General features: G+C 61.9%; 14 protein-coding genes. 1 reads left to right on the top strand and 13 read right to left on the bottom strand.

Going from position 1 to position 16697, the window contains the following annotated elements; genetic code table 11:
• Window positions 1-34: 34 nt before the first annotated feature.
• The 13 genes from C664_RS02520 to C664_RS02460 form a co-directional block, all read right to left on the bottom strand.
• A complete protein-coding gene (locus C664_RS02520) occupies window positions 35-1096 on the bottom strand; it encodes an NADH:ubiquinone reductase (Na(+)-transporting) subunit F (RefSeq protein WP_004252892.1) in 1062 nt (353 codons plus the stop codon).
• A gap of 10 nt (window positions 1097-1106) precedes the next feature.
• Window positions 1107-1463, bottom strand: a complete 357-nt coding sequence (locus tag C664_RS02515; protein ID WP_004252889.1) for a phenol hydroxylase subunit P4 — start codon at window positions 1461-1463, stop codon at window positions 1107-1109.
• 72 nt (window positions 1464-1535) lie between these two features.
• Entirely contained in the window at window positions 1536-3053 is a 1518-nt protein-coding gene (locus C664_RS02510) for a YHS domain-containing protein (RefSeq protein ID WP_004252887.1), read from the bottom strand.
• Window positions 3054-3067: 14 nt separating this feature from the next.
• Complete coding sequence (locus C664_RS02505; protein ID WP_004252884.1) at window positions 3068-3337, bottom strand: MmoB/DmpM family protein; 270 nt, start codon at window positions 3335-3337, stop codon at window positions 3068-3070.
• Between the two features lie 9 nt (window positions 3338-3346).
• Window positions 3347-4339, bottom strand: a complete 993-nt coding sequence (locus C664_RS02500; RefSeq protein ID WP_004252882.1) for an aromatic/alkene monooxygenase hydroxylase subunit beta — start codon at window positions 4337-4339, stop codon at window positions 3347-3349.
• A 47-nt stretch (window positions 4340-4386) separates the two neighbouring features.
• Complete coding sequence (locus C664_RS02495; protein ID WP_004252880.1) at window positions 4387-4671, bottom strand: phenol hydroxylase subunit; 285 nt, start codon at window positions 4669-4671, stop codon at window positions 4387-4389.
• A gap of 11 nt (window positions 4672-4682) precedes the next feature.
• On the bottom strand, window positions 4683-5612 hold the full coding sequence (locus tag C664_RS02490) for a catechol 2,3-dioxygenase (RefSeq protein WP_004252869.1): 930 nt from the start codon (window positions 5610-5612) through the stop codon (window positions 4683-4685).
• Window positions 5613-5966: 354 nt separating this feature from the next.
• Window positions 5967-7658: a sigma-54-dependent Fis family transcriptional regulator gene (locus tag C664_RS02485; RefSeq protein ID WP_004252867.1), complete on the bottom strand. Its 1692-nt coding sequence runs from the start codon at window positions 7656-7658 to the stop codon at window positions 5967-5969.
• Window positions 7659-7847: 189 nt separating this feature from the next.
• Entirely contained in the window at window positions 7848-8879 is a 1032-nt protein-coding gene (locus C664_RS02480) for a universal stress protein (RefSeq protein WP_004252865.1), read from the bottom strand.
• An 18-nt stretch (window positions 8880-8897) separates the two neighbouring features.
• On the bottom strand, window positions 8898-11297 hold the full coding sequence (locus C664_RS02475; protein WP_004252863.1) for an efflux RND transporter permease subunit: 2400 nt from the start codon (window positions 11295-11297) through the stop codon (window positions 8898-8900).
• Window positions 11297-12412, bottom strand: a complete 1116-nt coding sequence (locus C664_RS02470) for a WD40/YVTN/BNR-like repeat-containing protein (RefSeq protein WP_004252862.1) — start codon at window positions 12410-12412, stop codon at window positions 11297-11299. Before C664_RS02470 ends, C664_RS02475 begins: the two co-directional genes overlap by 1 nt.
• A gap of 122 nt (window positions 12413-12534) precedes the next feature.
• Complete coding sequence (locus tag C664_RS02465; protein WP_038010810.1) at window positions 12535-13890, bottom strand: DUF1329 domain-containing protein; 1356 nt, start codon at window positions 13888-13890, stop codon at window positions 12535-12537.
• A gap of 32 nt (window positions 13891-13922) precedes the next feature.
• Entirely contained in the window at window positions 13923-15611 is a 1689-nt protein-coding gene (locus C664_RS02460) for a DUF1302 domain-containing protein (RefSeq protein ID WP_004252860.1), read from the bottom strand.
• A 162-nt stretch (window positions 15612-15773) separates the two neighbouring features.
• On the opposite strand from C664_RS02460, the gene C664_RS02455 reads away from it, so the two are divergent.
• A complete protein-coding gene (locus tag C664_RS02455) occupies window positions 15774-16679 on the top strand; it encodes a LysR substrate-binding domain-containing protein (RefSeq protein WP_004252859.1) in 906 nt (301 codons plus the stop codon).
• Window positions 16680-16697: the final 18 nt, after the last annotated feature.

Below are 16697 nucleotides of genomic sequence, written 5' to 3'. Positions count from 1 at the left end.
GCGCACGAAGCGCCCCCGGATCGCACATCGGCCCTCAGATCGCTTTGAACAAGGGGCTCCGAACCTGTTGGGCGTCCGCTGCCGAGATGAATTTCTCTGTGTAGATGTCACGCTCGAACAAGCGCCCCTGCATCAGCGTCGTGATGCACGCCTCAATCATCAAGGGCGGTCCGCACAGATAGGCCTTGTTGCCACGGAAATCGTTGTCGAACGCCGCTTTCGCGGCCTCATGCACAAAGCCGCGGAAGCCGTTCCAGTCCGACCCCTCCGGTTCATGCGACAGCGCCGGAACGTACCGGAAGTTGGCGTGCTTCTCGGCCAGCGCGAGAAACTCGTCGTGGTAGTAAAGCTCGCTGCGATTACGTTGCCCATAGACCAGCGTGATGGGTAGTTCGAAACCCTCTTCCAACAGGTCGAAGATCATCGAACGCGGACTCGACAGCCCGGAGCCGCCAGCCATGAAAACGACGGGCACCTTCGCCGACTTCTTAACAAAGAAGCGACCATATGGCCCGCTGATGCGCAGCCGATCACCCATCCGCAGCTTCTCGTGGACATAAGTCGTGGCCTCACCACCGGGCACGATGCGGATGTTGAGCTCGACCTCATCACATTGCGAAGGCACGCTGGCGATTGAGAACGCCCGGCTGCCGATTGCGCCCGGCAGTTCGAGGTTGATGTACTGCCCTGCCTGAAAGCGGAGGCCTGCGGAATCATCTAGCTTGATCCAGACGCCCTTGATCGTCGACGTCAGCGTTTCGATCCGACTGACGACGCCATCGAAATCGCGCACGGGCAGATTCTCGGCGTCCGGGTCTTCCTCGATCTCGGCTTCGATGACGAGGTCGCTCTCCGCCCGGGCACAACAGGCCAGGCACTTGCCTTCATCCCGCTCGAAATCCATCAGGGCGAAGGTCGAAGCCTCGCCATGATCGATCTCGCCATCGGTCACCTGAATCTTGCAGGTCGCACACAGCCCGTGGCAGCAGGCATGCGGCAGATAGATGCCGGCGCGCAGTGCCGCATCGAGAATCGTCTGCCCCTCCTCGATCTCGATGGTCTGGCCAAGCGGCTCGATGGTCAGTTCGTAACTCATCGCTACGCCCTCAGGCCACTTTAAGCAAGGAGTTGAGGCCAGGGGTGTGGAAGCGGATCTGATCCTTGTGTCCGATGCCGTTCTCGGCAAGGCTCTTGGAGAAATCCGGTGTGAAGGGCTTGTTGTCCTTCATCCACTCGACCTTCTTCCAGTCCAACGCAGCGCTGTCGGGGTCCGGCGCAACAAGCGCCGACAGCGGCCCATCCACCATCTCGCCGAAGGGCATGTCGATGGGCAGGCACATCATCAGGGACGAGGCAAAGAGCAGGTGGTGATCCCAGCTCGCATAGACGATCTGTTTGCCACCGAAGTGCTCGATGCTATCGCGCGGCACGCCGATGTATTCCTTGAGTGCGGTCACAGCCATGATTCAGTCTCCATTTTTTTGGTAACAGCGCGCGCCTATGTCCAGGGCGCGCGCTCTGCCGTCAGATGCGGGTCAGCGGTTCGACGTGGCGAGGTTGCGCCATTCGTTGAAGTGTTTCTGATCCCTCGATCCGTCGTAATCGCCGTTATCGGAGCCATCACGCAGGCTGACCCAGTCCATCCACGCGGGTACGTCACCGCCGAACTCCCTGAACAGCGCCGGCATCGGCAGCCAGGCCTGGATGTACTTCTCCGGCTCGTGCTCGAAGATGTCCTTGCAGCCGTCGGAGCAGAACTGGTACTTCTCGCCCTTGTAGACCGTTTCACGATGGCAGTTCATCGTCGGATCGTCGGGCTCGGTAAACACGCTCGGCAACTGGCAGCACTGGCACAGGCGCGCCAGGCCGAAGTTCTTGAACGGCGTACCAGCGGCCTTCAGCTTCTTGATGTGCTCCCAGCGCGGGCGGTAGTACTTGTCGAAGGTGGTCGGATACTTGGCCGACAGCCAGTCCATGTCCTCCTCGGGCGGGATCCAGCTGTGGAAGGACGTGCCGAAGCTCCACTGGTACAAGCCCAGCATGAACTGGTGCGACATGTGGTCGATCGACTTTTCGGCGTCGTCCCAGCCCTTCGGCGGACGGATGCCGTAGCGCGCCAGATCGCGGAACAGCGCACCGCCGTTCTCCACGCCGTAGATCTCCCAGGCCTCACGCCAGGACATCACGCGCTTGGGCAGCATGTAATCCATCATCGTGCTGACCAGCCCCAGCACACGGAAGCCGCGCCAGAACCACTTGTCGATCCAGGCCTGCACGATCGGCAGGTTGTCCGGGTCCTGCTCCAGCATGAACTTGATGCACTCCAGGCCCAGCGTCATATGGCGTGCTTCGTCCGACTGCGCGGAGAAACCGAAGGTCACCGTCGCCATGTCGCCGTTGTAGGCGGCACCGGACATGAAGGGCACGAACAGCAGGTTCGTCAGCACGTACTCGAACGAGAAGCCGATCGCGATCATGAACTCGAACGGACCGGCGGACATCGCATCGTCGAAGAAGGAACGCGCCACCGAGGTGTACCAGATGCGGTCGCGCGCATCGGCGAAGGCATGGAAGCCGTCGTAGTAGCGGTTGTAGTTCGACATCGCATGGATTTGCGTCTGCGCATGGCGGATCTCGTCGATCGCTTGCATCTGACACGCCACCTGGGTGCCGACACCCGGAAACTCACGGCCGACGCGGGAAAAACCTTTATGGGAGGCGTATTCGGCCGGGCTGATCGCCTGCAGGAAGATCTTCAGTGCCGACAGATAGCGTGCGTCGGTGAGGTTAAGGTGGCCGTTGTTCTGCGCATGGGCGTCGATGATGGCGTAGAACTTGCGCTCTTTCTCGGCCTGGTATTTCCAGTAGGCATCCATCGTCAGGCGGAACGGGTCTTCCCATTTGTCCCAATCGTGAACCTTGATGCCTTCGTACTTGACGTACGGAAACAGCGCGTCCTTCGACTGATAGCTCGGCTCCCAGCCCAGATCACGCGTCAGTGCGCGATAGCGCTCTTTCATGCCCAGCTTTTTCTTGGCGACTTTCATGTCCATGGTGCGCTCCTCGCTCAGCTGTTCCAGGTCAGGGTCAGCGTGTCTTCGTCTTCGTCCACGTTGCCCGAGAGGGTGATCAGGTTGATTTGCAGTTCCTGAAGATCAAATGCACGCCCGAGTTGCTCCTCGATGGTCTCGCGACGGATCACGAGATGATCGGGCGCATCGATCTTCACCATCGCCGGCTGGCGATTGACGACGGCCTTCGGGTTGTCGATCTCAATGGCATCGATTATCGGACGGGTTTCTTCGTTGGCTTGTAGGGCAATGAATACGGTCGACATTGCGACTCCTCAGAGAGTGATCCCGGTTTTCTGGATGCGCTGCTTGAATGCGTCGACCTGTTCGGCAACGGCGTCATCAGCCTCCTTGCCCACCACCAGCTCGATCACCGGTAGCAAGGCTGCGGCAGCACGGTTGCTCCAATCGTTGATCCAGCCTTGAAGCACTTCGCGGTTGGCGTCGGATTCAGCCGCAGCCACCTTCAACACGGCGTCCACCCACTTGCGCGTCTCGTCGAACCACTCGGCCATGAACTGGGTGAGCATCGCAACGGCGCTCGCGCCCTTGACCGACAGGTAGTCATCGACGATGCGCTCATAGACCAAGGGGTACAGGAGACCATCGAGCACAACGTTCTGCGCCACGAAGAGTTCGACCGGATCGCGCACCACCATGCTGTCCTCGACGTAGCGGCGCAGCGTCTGCCACGCGGCATCCTCCATCCAGGCCTTCTTCCCCGCTTCCAGCGCCTCGACATCGCCCAGCAGCAAGCCAAGACGCGACAGGTATTGCGCAATACCCAGGTTGTCCATGGCGTGGTACATGCACGGCTGGGTGAAGGTGGTGCCGAAACCGTAAGCACAGATGAAGGTGTTGTTCTGGTTGGCACCCCAGGCCGCATGGCGCAGCGGCACCAGCAGACGCAAGGCGGCTTCGCGCAGTTCAGGCGCCATCATGTCGCCAAGGCCGCGCGACTCGACGAAATCGAAGTTAGCCTCGGTGGTGTCCTGCTGACGAGCGCGCGTCAGGGTATAGGTGCTGTAGTAGAACTGGCGCGGGTCCTTCAGCGCGTACCAGTCTTTCATCACGATCTTGCTGATGCTGGGGTCGTAGAGCTGCTGCTCCGGATCCCAGGTCGGCAGATAGTGCAGGTTCTCGGCGGCCTGAATGTCGTAGCTCCCCTCCTGGTAGCGCGACGCCGGCTTGTCGCCGAATCGACGCACCAAGTGGTCGAACGCATTGCGCTGAGGCTGGATGCTGACGGTACGAAGATCGATCTGCATGGAAATGTCTCCTTTCACGCCTCCACTGGAGGCGCCCTTCTTACGGTTTATCTGAAGCGCGTGTGGGTCGCGTCTGCGAGCCGCCAGTTGAAGTCGTCCGGCGTCTTCTCCCGATGCTCTTCGCTGTCTGCCGCGAGCATTTCCACCGCATTGGCGGCGCAGAACTCCTCGAAAGCCGCCTTGCTCAGGATCATCTCGACGAACAGTTCAGGCTCGCCAATCGCAAAGTCGAACTCGACAAAGCCATTCGGCCGCTCGCCGGTGACCCGCACGAAGCGGCGGGAGGTGTCGAACTCGCTGGGGGGCGTCGTCGCCCTTTCGGTCGCAGTCATGGCGGTACCGCTCAGGTCACGACGGTCAGGAAGGTCTCGTGCAGCTTGCGCTGCGGGTAATCCAGACCCTGGCCGAAGTTGTCGAAGGTCCATGTCAGCGTTTCGTAGTCCGGATAAGGCTGGTAGCCGCCCGTGAAGGTCTCGAAGCGGTTACCGGACGGATCCCAGGCGTAGATCGTGCAGCCACGCGTCACACCGTGGCGGGTCGGACCGATATCGACCGGCACCTTGTTCATCGACATGATGTCGCCCGCGCGCAGCACCTGCTCCCAGCTCTCCATCAGGAAGGAGCAGTGGTGCAGCTTGCCCTTCTCGGGATACTCGGCGAAGGCGATGTCATGCACCTTGTGCGAGCACGAAAGCCAGATCGCCGCATTGCCCTGACCGTCAGGCGTCAGCACGCGCTCGACCAGGTAGAAGCCCAGCACCTCGGTAAAGATCTTCTGCACTTCGGCCACATTCGGCCCATAGAGGAGCGCATGGTCGAGACGGACCGGACCGATACCATGTTCACGCTGCATGGACCACGGCGCGGGATTAACGAGGCTGATGCCGTTGCCGACCGCCCTCTTCTCCGCGTAAAGCTCAATGAGGTGGCCCGAAGGCAATTCGAAACGCACGCGCTCGCCGGTCTCCAGCAATTCGCCCGCGGGGATGCGCTCGGTCTTGATTCCGTAGGCTTTCAGGTCGGCGTCGAGCTTCTCCAGCGTGGCGCGATCGAGCACACGGAAGCCAAAGAAGTCGATGCCTGCGGAGTCGGCCTCGCGAATGACATAGCTGTTGTGATCGCGCTCGTCCCAGCACTTGAAGTAGACCCGCCCCTGCTCATCACGCCCGGTTTCCACCAGTCCCAGAACGTCACGGTAAAACTTGATGCTCTCTTCGAGATCCAGCACGCGAACCTGCGCGTGTCCGGGGCGCAACACTCCAGTCATTGCCATTGTTGTGTCTCCTATTTCGACGATGAAAGACGATTGAGCGAGCCGTACAAAAAGGTCACGCATCAACCTTGCTTATTGCTCTTTCACATCTACTTATGCAGGCGCCGTGCCAGGAGAAACAAAACGTTGTTTTTATTGAGTTTTTGATGAATTCCAGCAACGGCCACATGAGCCACCGTATTACGTTTACGTCCGCCATCCAACTTCACCTGACAAAAACGTCACGGTGCAGCGCAGCACAATCCGGACGGAGCGTCGGTCCCGGGGCGATGCTCGAAACGTGAACCCATCATGCAAATGGCCGCGAATATCGCGGCCATTTGCATGATGATCAGGACGCCCGGCAAGACGGGCTCAGCGGACGGGCTGCCGTCCCTCGCCCTCGAACTGTTTCAGTCGATAAGCCAACTGACGACGCGTAATCCCGAGCAGCCGCGCCGCATGCGTCAGATTGCCCCCCGAACGCTGGACGGCGAGATTCAGCAGCCTGGCTTCGTGCGCCTCGAGATCAAATCCCTCATTCAGAAGGGTTTCACAGAGTCGATCTCGATCTGCGCTGACGACATCGCCCACGCCCCCCTGACGATCGACCTCCGCGCCATCGCTGACGCGTTCTGGCGCGCCCCCCGCGAACAGATGATCGACCTCGATCCGGCCCCCGGAGGGCGCGAGCAACACGCCTCGCTCGACCAGGTTCTCCAGTTCGCGGATATTCCCCGGCCAGTCGTAGGACATCAATGCCTGCATGGCACGGTCGGTCAGTCCCTCAAGCGTCTTGTGGTAACGGGGTGCGTACTTCTCCAACATCGACAGAACGAGGAGCGGGATGTCGGATCTTCGATCGCGCAATGGCGGAATGGTCACCGGATAGGTTGCAAGCCGGTAGTACAGGTCTGATCGAAAGCGTCCTTCCGCAATCGCCTGCTGCAGATTGACGTTGGTCGCAGCAACGAGACGGACGTTGACCCGTCGCGTTTTGTCGTCACCAAGGCGCTCGATCTCACCCGTCTGCAGTACGCGTAACAACTTCACCTGCGCCGCCAGTGACAACTCACCCAACTCATCGAGAAACAGTGTTCCGCCATCGGCACGCTCGAAGCGCCCCGGCCGCGACTGCTGAGCACCGGTATAGGCGCCTTTCTGAACGCCGAACAGCTCGGATTCGATCAGGTCGTGGGGTATGGCCGCGCAGTTGACCGCGATGAACGGCTGCTCGTGACGATCGCTGTTGTCATGAAGCCAACGGGCGAAGACCTCCTTCCCAACACCGGTTTCGCCAAGCAACAAGACGTTGATGGGACTTCGTGCCGCTTTGGAAAGCAAATCGAAAGCAGCTCTGAAACCTGCCGAGGTCCCGACCAGTCGCCCGTGTTCCTGCCGCTCGCACAATTGTCCACGTAGCTCGACGAGCTCCGCCTCCATCTCCTGCATTTTCCAGTCGAGGTTCTCGGGATTGAAATGCAACAGGTAGGGATCATCGCCCCAAGCCTCGGCCGGCTTGCCCACGATGACGCACTTCGCGTCCCCCTTGCAAATACACTGCGTCTCACGAAAAACGACCGGGCGCCGAAAGAACCGCGTGACATACCCGGACGCGTAGCCGACGAGGGTCCAGCACGACGTGTCATGCCCGACGCCGAACTGCTGCATATGAGACTCGGCTTCCCACGAGCCTTCCCACTCGACTTCGCCGAAGAAACTGCCTGCCTCCCAGTCAATGTCGGCTTGCGTGATCTCCGCCTTGACCAGCCCTTCGAACGCATGGAGTTCCGGGCCGATACGAAACACGTCGTAGTTATCGGCGACCCCATACAACTTCGACGCCAGATCGGCGTCCTGCTGACCGGACATGAAGCCCATGCGCAAGAGCAAGCCCTGCGCACGTCGCGGGCCGAGCGAATCGAACAGCTCCTTCCGCAAGGCACCCATCGCCCTTGCGTGCAGCAGCAACATCCGGTCTTCGTCGAGCCAGATCTGGCCTTTGTCGATATTGAAACGCAACCTCGAGCGCAGGTTGAACTGCTCGATGAGTCGTTGCTCCGCCATGTCTTCGCTCCGCATCCGACTCTGCAACGCCCCAGCTCGACACAAACGTGGCGGGAGCGACCGGTCGGTCTGTTCTTGTGGCGACGGAATCTTCCACGCCAATTCCGGAACGTTACGCGAGTGCCGTCCCGATGAATAGCGCTCCCTCGCGCTTCAGTCACACGGAGGCGCCATTCCTGGGCTCAAGCTTTAAACACGTCGGCCTACCCGCATATTCATCAAGCGCGAGAACAGGTTGCGGAACGCTTCATCCTCGTCCGAGCCTCGCCCCACTCCCGCGTTCTCACGAAACGCGCTTTCGATTTCAGACCAGTCTTCATCCCGGAGCTGTTCGAGTGCGAGCGGAATGACCATTTTTTCCTCTGTATTCAAGTGATTCCACTGCCCGTCGACAAACCGGTCGATGGCCTCACCGAGGGCGACAGCGGCCCCACCCTCTCGGCGCTCTGCGCTCGTCCCGGCAAGCGCCTGCTCGAGTTCGGCCAACAGGCGCCCGCCTTCTTCATGCTCATGCTCAAGCGTCGCGATCAATTCCTGCGCCACAGGATGGCGTTGGACGAGCTTTGCAAACAGGAATTTCTCCTCCTTCGGGTGATGAAGACGCTCGGGAAACGCACGCAGGTAGTGAAGCATCGACGCAACGAAGCCGTCATCAACGGCCTCTCCCCGTCGTGCCAAGGCGGCCTGCTCACGCAGACCGCTGCAGACTGCAGCAATCGCGCGATGCTCGTCCTTGATGATCGTGACGGCCGACTCAGCCGCGGAACAACGCACATTGGCCTCGACCGTCGCCACCAATACGGGCAGCGTGGCATGCGCCAGCACTTTCTGCGTCTGCGACCCGATCATCAGCGCCTTCAGTCCACGACGCCCGTGCGAAGCCATGAAGATCAGGTCGCACCCGCATTCGGCGGCAACCTCCAGAATCTGCTCGTAAGCGCGCGCCCCCGTTCGCGCCAGCCCGTCACACACGACGCCCTGCTCCCCCGCAGCGGCGATCGCTTTGGCCAACAAGGCGTTGGCCTCGCCTAGCGACGCCTCTGAAAATGCCTCGGGCGATAGCGTTCGTGCCAAGGCCCCTTCACTGGTCGAGCCGTAGTCCTCACGCATGGTGAAGAAGGTGATGCGGGCACCGAGAGACGCGGCAAAACGCACCGCCTGCGTCACCAGCCGGGCGCCCAAGTCGGAACCGTCGATCGGCACCAAGAGATGTTGATACATGTTCTGTCTCCTTCGCCTTCAGACGGCGATCACTTTCTTCGGCTTGAGCAGGAAGTGGCCTAGGGCCGGCAGCAGGATCAGGGCGCCGAGCATGTTCCACACGAACATGAACGCCAGCAGGATGCCCATGTCGGCCTGGAACTTGATCGGCGACCACACCCAGGTCGCGACCGCGAGACCGAGCGTGATGCCGGTCAGCACCACCACCTTGCCGGTGAAGATCAGCGCCTTGTAGTAGGCCTCTGAGAGACTCATGCCTTCCTTCAGCCCCGCCAGCGTCACGGTCATGACGTAGAGCGCGTAGTCGACTCCAATGCCGACCCCGAGCGCGATGACCGGCAGCGTCGCCACCTTGACGCCGATGTTGAGCCACACCATCAGGGCCTCGCACAGCACCGAGGTGATCATCAGCGGCACGACCGCGCAGACCACCGCCTGCCAGGAGCGGAAGGTGATGAAGGCGAGCACGATCACCGCCGCGTACACCAGGAACAGCATCTGCACGTTGGCCTTGCGCACGACGATATTGGTCGCCGCCTCGATGCCGGCGTTGCCGGCCGCGTTGAGGAAACGGATCTGATCCGAACCATACTGGGCCGCAAAGTCCTCGGTGACCTTCACCACGCTGGCCAGGGTGTCGGCCTTGTGATCCTTGAGGTAGGCATACACCGTCAGCAGGTCGCAGTTCTGATTGAACATCTCCCGCGGCGCGCGGGTGATGATGGCGTTGAGCATGTCCTGCGAACGCGGAATCTCGAGCCACTTCAGGCTGCCCTCGTTCATGCCGGCGTTGGCCACCTTGGCCAGCCCGGCCAGCGAACTCGTCGCCTCCACCCCCGGCAGCTGCAGCAGCGCGCGCTCGAGCGCATCGACCGCCATCAGTGTGTCGTACTGGCCGCAGGCATACTGAGGCGTCTTCACCATGACGATGTAGACGTCGCTGCTCGCCGCGTAGTTGGCGGTCATGAAGGCGTTGTCGCGGTTGTAGCGCGAGTCGGGGCGCAGCTCGGGCGCACCGGGGTCGGTATCGCCGATCTTGAGCTGGAAGCTCACCGCCAGCCCGACCGCGCCCATCACCAGACCGGCCGCGACCGCGATCGACGCCCACTTACGCTGGGTGAAGAGGTCGAGGAAGGCCCAGAACGGATGCTTGCCGTGCTGAGCGTCGTTGGCCTCCATCAGCTCGGCCTTCAGGCTGCGCGTTGCCGCGACCGGGCTGACGCCGGTGTAGGAGAGCAGGATCGGCAGCAGCACGAGGTTGGTGAAGATCAGCACGGCAACGCCGATACTGGCGGTCACCGCCAGTTCCTGGATGACCTGGATGTCGATCACCATCAGCACCGCAAAGCCCACCGCATCGGCCAGCAGTGCGGTGAGACCAGCGAGGAACAGGCGGCGGAAGGTGTAGCGCGCAGCGACCAGGCGGTGCGTGCCCCGGCCGATGTCCTGCATGATGCCGTTCATCTTCTGCGCGCCGTGGCTCATGCCGATGGCGAACACTAGGAAGGGGACCAGCACCGAGTACGGGTCCAGTTCGTAGCCCAGTGTCGGCAGCAAACCGAGCAGCCACACCACCGCGACAACCGAGCACGCAACGACCAGCAAAGTGCTGCGCAGGCAGCGGGTGTACCAGTACAGCACCGCGGTACAGATCACGATCGCCACAGCGAAGAACATCATGACCTGCTGCAGGCCCTCGATCAGGTCGCCGACGACCTTGGCAAAGCCGGTGACGTGGATCTTGATCGAATCCGATTCGTACTTCGCCCGCAGCTGCTCGATGCGTTGCGACAGTGCGTGGTAGTCGATGCGCTCGCCGGTCTCGGCGATCCGATCCTGCAAGGGCACGAAGATGATGCTCGACTGGTAATTAGCGGCAACCAACTGACCGATCTCGCCCGAGCGCTCGACGTTGATGCGGACCTGCTCCAGGCTTTCGGGGGACTTGTCGTAGTCGTCCGGAATGACCGGGCCGCCATCCAGGCCGTCCTCTGTCACCCCCGTCCAGCGCACGGCCGGCGCCCACAGCGACTTCATGTAGGGGCGATCGACCTCGGGCATCAGGAACAGCTCGTCGTTGAGCTGGCGCACGGTCTCCAGGTAATCCGCACTGAAGATGTCGCCGCTCTTGGTCTCGACGGCGATGCGCAGGCTGTTGCCCATGCCGGCGAGCTGGCTGCGGTTCTCGAGATAATTGACGATGTACGGATGGCTCGTCGGGATCATCTTCTCGAACGCGGCGTTGAGCCGCAGTCCCATCGCCTGGTAGGCCAGCACGACGGTGACCAGTAGGCACACGGCCACGACGATGAACCGGTTGTTGAAGAGCAGGCGTTCCGGAAGGGAACCCGAGCGGTGATCGAAGTCTGCGATGTCGGCGATGACCGCTTCAGTCGGAAGAGTGTGTGCAACAGCCATTATCTTGATTCCGCAACAAGTTGAGCCGGATCGACCCGTGTCAGTCCACGCACGCCAGATAGCACCACGGCCTTGTCACTACCCTGCGCCAGTCCGGTCAGTCCGGTCGGAAAGCTGCCTTCGACGGGTTTGAAGCTGCGTCCAGCGTCGCTGCTGCGCATCAGCCGCCCGCTCTCATCGGCCAGGAGGATCGAGCGATCGAGCAGCACCTTGCCGCTGGTCACCGTCACCGGCTGACCCAGGTCGATCTGTTCCCAGTTGGCGCCCCGGTCGGCGCTGCGCCACGCGTTGCCCCGCAGCCCATAGGCGAGCAGCGTGTCGCTGTCGATGATCAGTACGCCGAAGAACGTGCCCGGATACGGCGTCTCGAGCTCAACAAAGCGCTGGCCGCCGTCTTCCGAGCGGAACAGTGCGCCCTGCTCGCCCGCGATCAGGACATCGGCGTCGCGCTGCTGGATGGAGTACAGATGCACGCCGCGCGGGTTCGGGATGCGCCCCATCAGGGACTGCCAGGTTTCGCCCCCGTCCTCGGTCATCAGCGCAATGCCATAGGCGCCCACGGCAAAGCCGCGCCGCGCATCGACGAAACGCACCCCCAGAAAGGGTTTGTCGGGGCCTTCTTCGACAAAACGCTGGGCGTCGCGCAAAGCGCGGCCCAGTGACGCATCACCCGCGGCCGTGCGCGCCTGCACGTCGTCGAGGATGAGTTGCGCCAGCCGGCGGCCCTCCATCTGCAACTGCCAGGTCTCGCCGCCGTCGCGGGTGCGCAGGATCACGCCGCTGTGACCGACGGCCCAGCCCTCGGTCGGTGTCGCGAAGTGCACATCGGTCAGCGCGACACTGACCGGTACGGACTTCGCCTGGCGCCAGACCCGACCGCCGTCATCGGACAGCAGCACGATCCCGCGTACGCCGACGCCGACCAGACGCTCGCCCGCCACGGCGACACTGAGCTGCGGCGAGATCTGTGCCCGCAGGTCCGCGGCCGCGGGCGCGTCGAGCAAATCGGGCAGCGCCTGCCGCTGCGCTGCGAACACCGTCGCGGCCGAAGACGCCGCCAGCAAGGCGAATGCAACCGCCGCGACACGCCTGCGGTCCTTGAGCCTGATCACCATGATGCCTGTCCATTAGCTCACCTCGGGGCGCTACGCACCGGGATGAAAAATCCAAAGAGAGGAGAATTCGCCGACAGGCCCTGCATCACCGTGCAGGGCCGTGGCAAGAGACGCCGATACGATCAGCGCGCAGCGTCGGCGGCCACCGCGTCACCGGTGAAATACGTCTCCGGCTTCGGCGTAACGACCTTGAAGTCTTCGTCGTTGAGCGCCTGAATCACGCTCATGGTGCCGGCCTGCAGGTTGAAGACTGTTGCAGTCTTCATCAGCGTCGTCGGGATTTTCGGCACGACGAAGGGCGTGACTTGCGTCGTACGCCACAGCTTGCCTTCAGCGTCGTAGCCGTCCATCAGCGCGATCAGCCAGGTATCTTCGTCCAGGTAGTAGCGACGCTTCGGCACGGCGTGTCGCTTGCCCGGCGCCACAGTCGCCTCGACGACCCAGACCCGGTGCTTCTCCCAACGGACCTTGTCCGGATTCAGGTGATGTTTCGACAGCGCCTCTTCGAGCTTGGCACCCACGAAGCCATTGTTGTTGTAGGGAATCAGCATTTCCTGCTTGCCCACCAGCTTCCATTCAAAGCGATCGAGCTGCCCGAAGAAACCCTGCACTTCGTCGAAGTAGTTCGCGCCCGATGACACGAAGTCCGGCGTATCGTAAGACACGGTCGGCGCCCGGCGCACGCGACGCTGCCCCACCAGATACTGCCAGGCCGCACGAGCATTCTTCTGGTCGATGCTGTCACGGATGACGAGCGACTCGCCGGCCTTGAACGGCGGCTCAAGGGTATTGAACCGGAACATCGCGTACTCGCCCGACCACTTCTCGACCGTCGCATCCTCGTAGTACGGCGGGTACTGGAAGAAAATCTCGTTGCGCGTGGCCAGAGTGTGCGAACCGTCCGCGTTGCCGACGATGTTCTTGAACCGGTACTCGATCGACGGTGCCTCGACGCGCAGCAGGAAGTTCCACATCACCTCGACACCTTCCTTGGGAATCGGGAAGGGAATGCCGCCGATGCAATTCTCCAGCGAATAGCCGCCATCCTTCGTGTTGCAGCGGGTGGCGTTCAGCGCCGTGTTGTCGTAGACGCGCTGCGGCGCAGCCGCCGTGCGATGCGTGGGATAGACGTCAAGGCGGAAGTTGTCCGGGTACTTCTGCAGCAGCGCTTTCGTACCTTCCGAAAGCAGACTGTCGTGCTCGGCCATATTCTTCGCGGTGACCTGGAAGACTGGCTTCTCGTTAGCAAAGATTTCGCCGGGGATGTCGCCGACCGACTTGCCTGCCGTCAAAGGCTTGGTGATACCGCCATCCCAGGCGGGAATGCTGCCGTCCTTGTTGCCGGCCTTCTCCGCACCCAGCGGCGTCAGCGTGCTCTTGAGCTTGGCGGCCTCTTCGGCGGTCACGGCGGCGCCGGCACCTTGTGCAACCAGCAATCCGGCAGCCATCGCCGCCCAAAGCATGTTGTGCTTGATCATCATTCGTCTCCGGAGGTTCTTGTTATGCAGAATCAGAACGTGCGCTGGATCGACAGCGAAATGAAGTCGCGATCGCGATGGAAGTTCTCATAGGAGAGCTCGGGCACCGCCGTGTTGTAACGGATGACCGAACCACCCGAACCGAAGTAGTGGGTGTAGTTCAGGCCCGCCTGCCAGGTCTTCTGGTAGTCGGCCTTGACGCCGATGCTGAGGTTGCCGCCCTGCTCCGACGGGAAGAGCACGCCATTCACCGACGAGCGACCGCTCAGGCCATAGGCGAGGCCGATCGGGACCTGCAGGTCGAGACCCGGCGCCACCTGGAAGTACTCGGGGGTGAACACGAACTGGATCGCGCTGGCGTCGCGCGTGGCGAGCGGGTCCAGTTGATCGGCGTTGTCCGTCACCTTCAGGCGGCGGTTGTAGGCGAATTCACCGACGAAGCTCGCGCCATCCCAGAGCGGGCTTGCACCAAGGACGCTGATGGCCGACAGGTTCAGATGCATCGTGCGGCCCTTGGGGAAGGCGGCATTGTCGTCGCCGTCGGCCGTGGTGTTGCCCGGCAGGATCATCGTGACCCCGCTGCCTACCAGCGGCATGTTGTCGCGGAACGAGAGTTCCCCTGCGACGTTGGTCTCGCCGACCAATGTGCTGAAGCTGGCGCCGACGGTACGGATGTTCTCACCGTACACCATGACGTAGTCACCGACGCTTCCCGGCTTCACGTTGACACCCGGACGCACATAGAACTGCGGCATCTTGTCGTGGAACTGGGCCGCATAGAAACCGTATTCGGAATCACCGGCCTTGAAGCGGATCTGCACCCCGCCCTGACCCGAATCCTTGGCTTCGATGTCGTCCCCACGAAACACTTCGACGCCGGGCCCAAGGATGAGGCGCTCGCCGCCGTCATCCACGAAGTCGGTAAAGCTGAAATAACTCCCGGCCGCCGGCAACCGCGACTTGCGCCACTCGGCCTGGTAATAGGCACCCACCGTCACATCGGCGTTGATCTGCAGCGTGGCCGAGACCTGTCCAACCGGACGCGCGACCTCCTTGAACTGCGAGTTCGGCACGGACAGGGCGCGCGCCAGATCGAGCGGCGTCTGCGCACCGGCGATACCGTTGGAGCCGAAGAACAGGCTCTCGCCATACAACTGGGTGAAGCGACCGGCCTTGAGGTTGAGGTTCATGCCGCCCGGCGCGAAGCTGCCATACACGAAGGCGTCGAGGAACTCCGCCTTGCGTCCATGCAGCTTCTCGGTGTCGCGGGTGAACTCATTGTAAGGACGGGAGCGCTGATTGAGCAGCGCACCACCGAGCGCGCCAGGGTTGTCGTTCGACTCGTTGTAGACCTGGTCGTACCAGGCCGCACCGCTGACGCGAAAGCCGTAATTGCGCTTGAATCGGAAATCGAACTCCGAGAGCAGGTCGAGGCGGTTTGAGACCAGGCCGCGCCCGAAATTCTGGTCGCCGTCGTTGGTGTTGACCTGCGGCCCGATCGAGTTGTCGGCCACCTCCGCATCCACACCCCGCACGCGCCAGCTCGCGCTGTACTTGACGGTGTTGTCCCACGACATCCTGATGTCGGGGTTGCCCGTGTCGATCTGGAATGCCAGTGCCGTCCCGGAAACGGCCAAGCCTGCACATGCGCTGGTCACGGCGCGGCAGAGCAGGCTTCTACGGATCCTGGCCGGGCAGCGCGGCGGCGTCTTTTTTTCCATGCCTTCCTCCTCTATCTGGTATTGGAATCCCGATTCCATGTGGAGCTTGCCGGGATGGTCCGAACCATATAGAGGGCGCGAAATGCAGTCCAATACCGATTTATTGACTCATCAATACCTTTAAGGTATGCTCACATCGCATGCAAATTTCGGGCGGTAAAGATGGACCTGCGTCATCTCAAATACTTCATCGCGGTCGCTGAAGAACAGAACATCGGTCGCGCCGCGACCAGACTTCACATCTCGCAACCGCCGCTGACGCGCCAGATCCAGCAACTCGAAGAGGAACTCGGCGTCCGCCTGCTGACGCGCACACCAAGGGGCGTCGAGCTGACGCAGGCCGGCGCGCTGTTCCTCGAGGAGGCGCGAAACATCCGCGCCATCGTGGAGCAGGCCACTGAACGCACTCAACGGGCGGGGCAAGGCAAACTCGGTCGCCTCGACGTGGGCATCTTCGGCACGGCGATTCTCGACGCGATCCCCAAGCTGCTGCACGCGTTCCGGCAGGCCTATCCCGAAGTGAGGATCGTGCTGCACACGATGAATAAGGGCGAACAGATCGAAGCCCTTCGCCAACGGCGGATCACAGTGGGCTTCAACCGCATGATCGCGCCCTTGCCGGATATCGAGACAAAGCTCGTCGCGACGGAGGATCTGCTACTTGCGGTGAACCACGCGCACCGGTTGGCCGCGCAGGAGTCGGTGCGCTTCGCCGAACTCAAGGAACATCCGCTCGTGCTGTTTCCGACGGGAGCGCGACCGAACTTCATCGACAAAGTGATGACACTGTGTAATGACGCCGGGTTCGAGCCGCAAATCTCCCATGAGGTCGGTGATGCCATCACCGGAGTGGCGCTCGCCGCCGGCGGCTTTGGCCTGTGTCTCGTACCCGAGTCGGCCACCTCGCTGGCGCTGCCCGGCGTCGTCTACAAACGTCTCACCGGACTGCCGTCGAATGCCAAGGTCGACCTCAGCTGCATCTACAGAAGAGACGATCGCGCCCCCATACTGGAAGCCTTCCTCGGTGTCGTTGACGACATGCGCGACAGCATCACGGCGCGGGCTTGAGGGACTGCCGCGCAAGCG

Origin of the sequence: Thauera sp. 63, assembly GCF_000310165.2 — a bacterium.
Lineage (GTDB): Bacteria > Pseudomonadota > Gammaproteobacteria > Burkholderiales > Rhodocyclaceae > Thauera > Thauera humireducens.
This window is presented reverse-complemented; position numbering and strand designations above follow the sequence as displayed.

What these genes read in the sequence shown, in the direction of transcription:
- C664_RS02490 (WP_004252869.1), bottom strand. Translation starts at nt 5,612, where the DNA reads ATGGCAATGACTGGAGTGTTGCGCCCCGGACACGCGCAGGTTCGCGTG.
- C664_RS02515 (WP_004252889.1), bottom strand. Translation starts at nt 1,463, where the DNA reads ATGGCTGTGACCGCACTCAAGGAATACATCGGCGTGCCGCGCGATAGC.
- C664_RS02465 (WP_038010810.1), bottom strand. Translation starts at nt 13,890, where the DNA reads ATGATCAAGCACAACATGCTTTGGGCGGCGATGGCTGCCGGATTGCTG.
- C664_RS02520 (WP_004252892.1), bottom strand. Translation starts at nt 1,096, where the DNA reads ATGAGTTACGAACTGACCATCGAGCCGCTTGGCCAGACCATCGAGATC.
- C664_RS02510 (WP_004252887.1), bottom strand. Translation starts at nt 3,053, where the DNA reads ATGGACATGAAAGTCGCCAAGAAAAAGCTGGGCATGAAAGAGCGCTAT.
- C664_RS02455 (WP_004252859.1), top strand. Translation starts at nt 15,774, where the DNA reads ATGGACCTGCGTCATCTCAAATACTTCATCGCGGTCGCTGAAGAACAG.
- C664_RS02470 (WP_004252862.1), bottom strand. Translation starts at nt 12,412, where the DNA reads ATGGTGATCAGGCTCAAGGACCGCAGGCGTGTCGCGGCGGTTGCATTC.
- C664_RS02505 (WP_004252884.1), bottom strand. Translation starts at nt 3,337, where the DNA reads ATGTCGACCGTATTCATTGCCCTACAAGCCAACGAAGAAACCCGTCCG.
- C664_RS02495 (WP_004252880.1), bottom strand. Translation starts at nt 4,671, where the DNA reads ATGACTGCGACCGAAAGGGCGACGACGCCCCCCAGCGAGTTCGACACC.
- C664_RS02475 (WP_004252863.1), bottom strand. Translation starts at nt 11,297, where the DNA reads ATGGCTGTTGCACACACTCTTCCGACTGAAGCGGTCATCGCCGACATC.
- C664_RS02485 (WP_004252867.1), bottom strand. Translation starts at nt 7,658, where the DNA reads ATGGCGGAGCAACGACTCATCGAGCAGTTCAACCTGCGCTCGAGGTTG.
- C664_RS02480 (WP_004252865.1), bottom strand. Translation starts at nt 8,879, where the DNA reads ATGTATCAACATCTCTTGGTGCCGATCGACGGTTCCGACTTGGGCGCC.
- C664_RS02460 (WP_004252860.1), bottom strand. Translation starts at nt 15,611, where the DNA reads ATGGAAAAAAAGACGCCGCCGCGCTGCCCGGCCAGGATCCGTAGAAGC.
- C664_RS02500 (WP_004252882.1), bottom strand. Translation starts at nt 4,339, where the DNA reads ATGCAGATCGATCTTCGTACCGTCAGCATCCAGCCTCAGCGCAATGCG.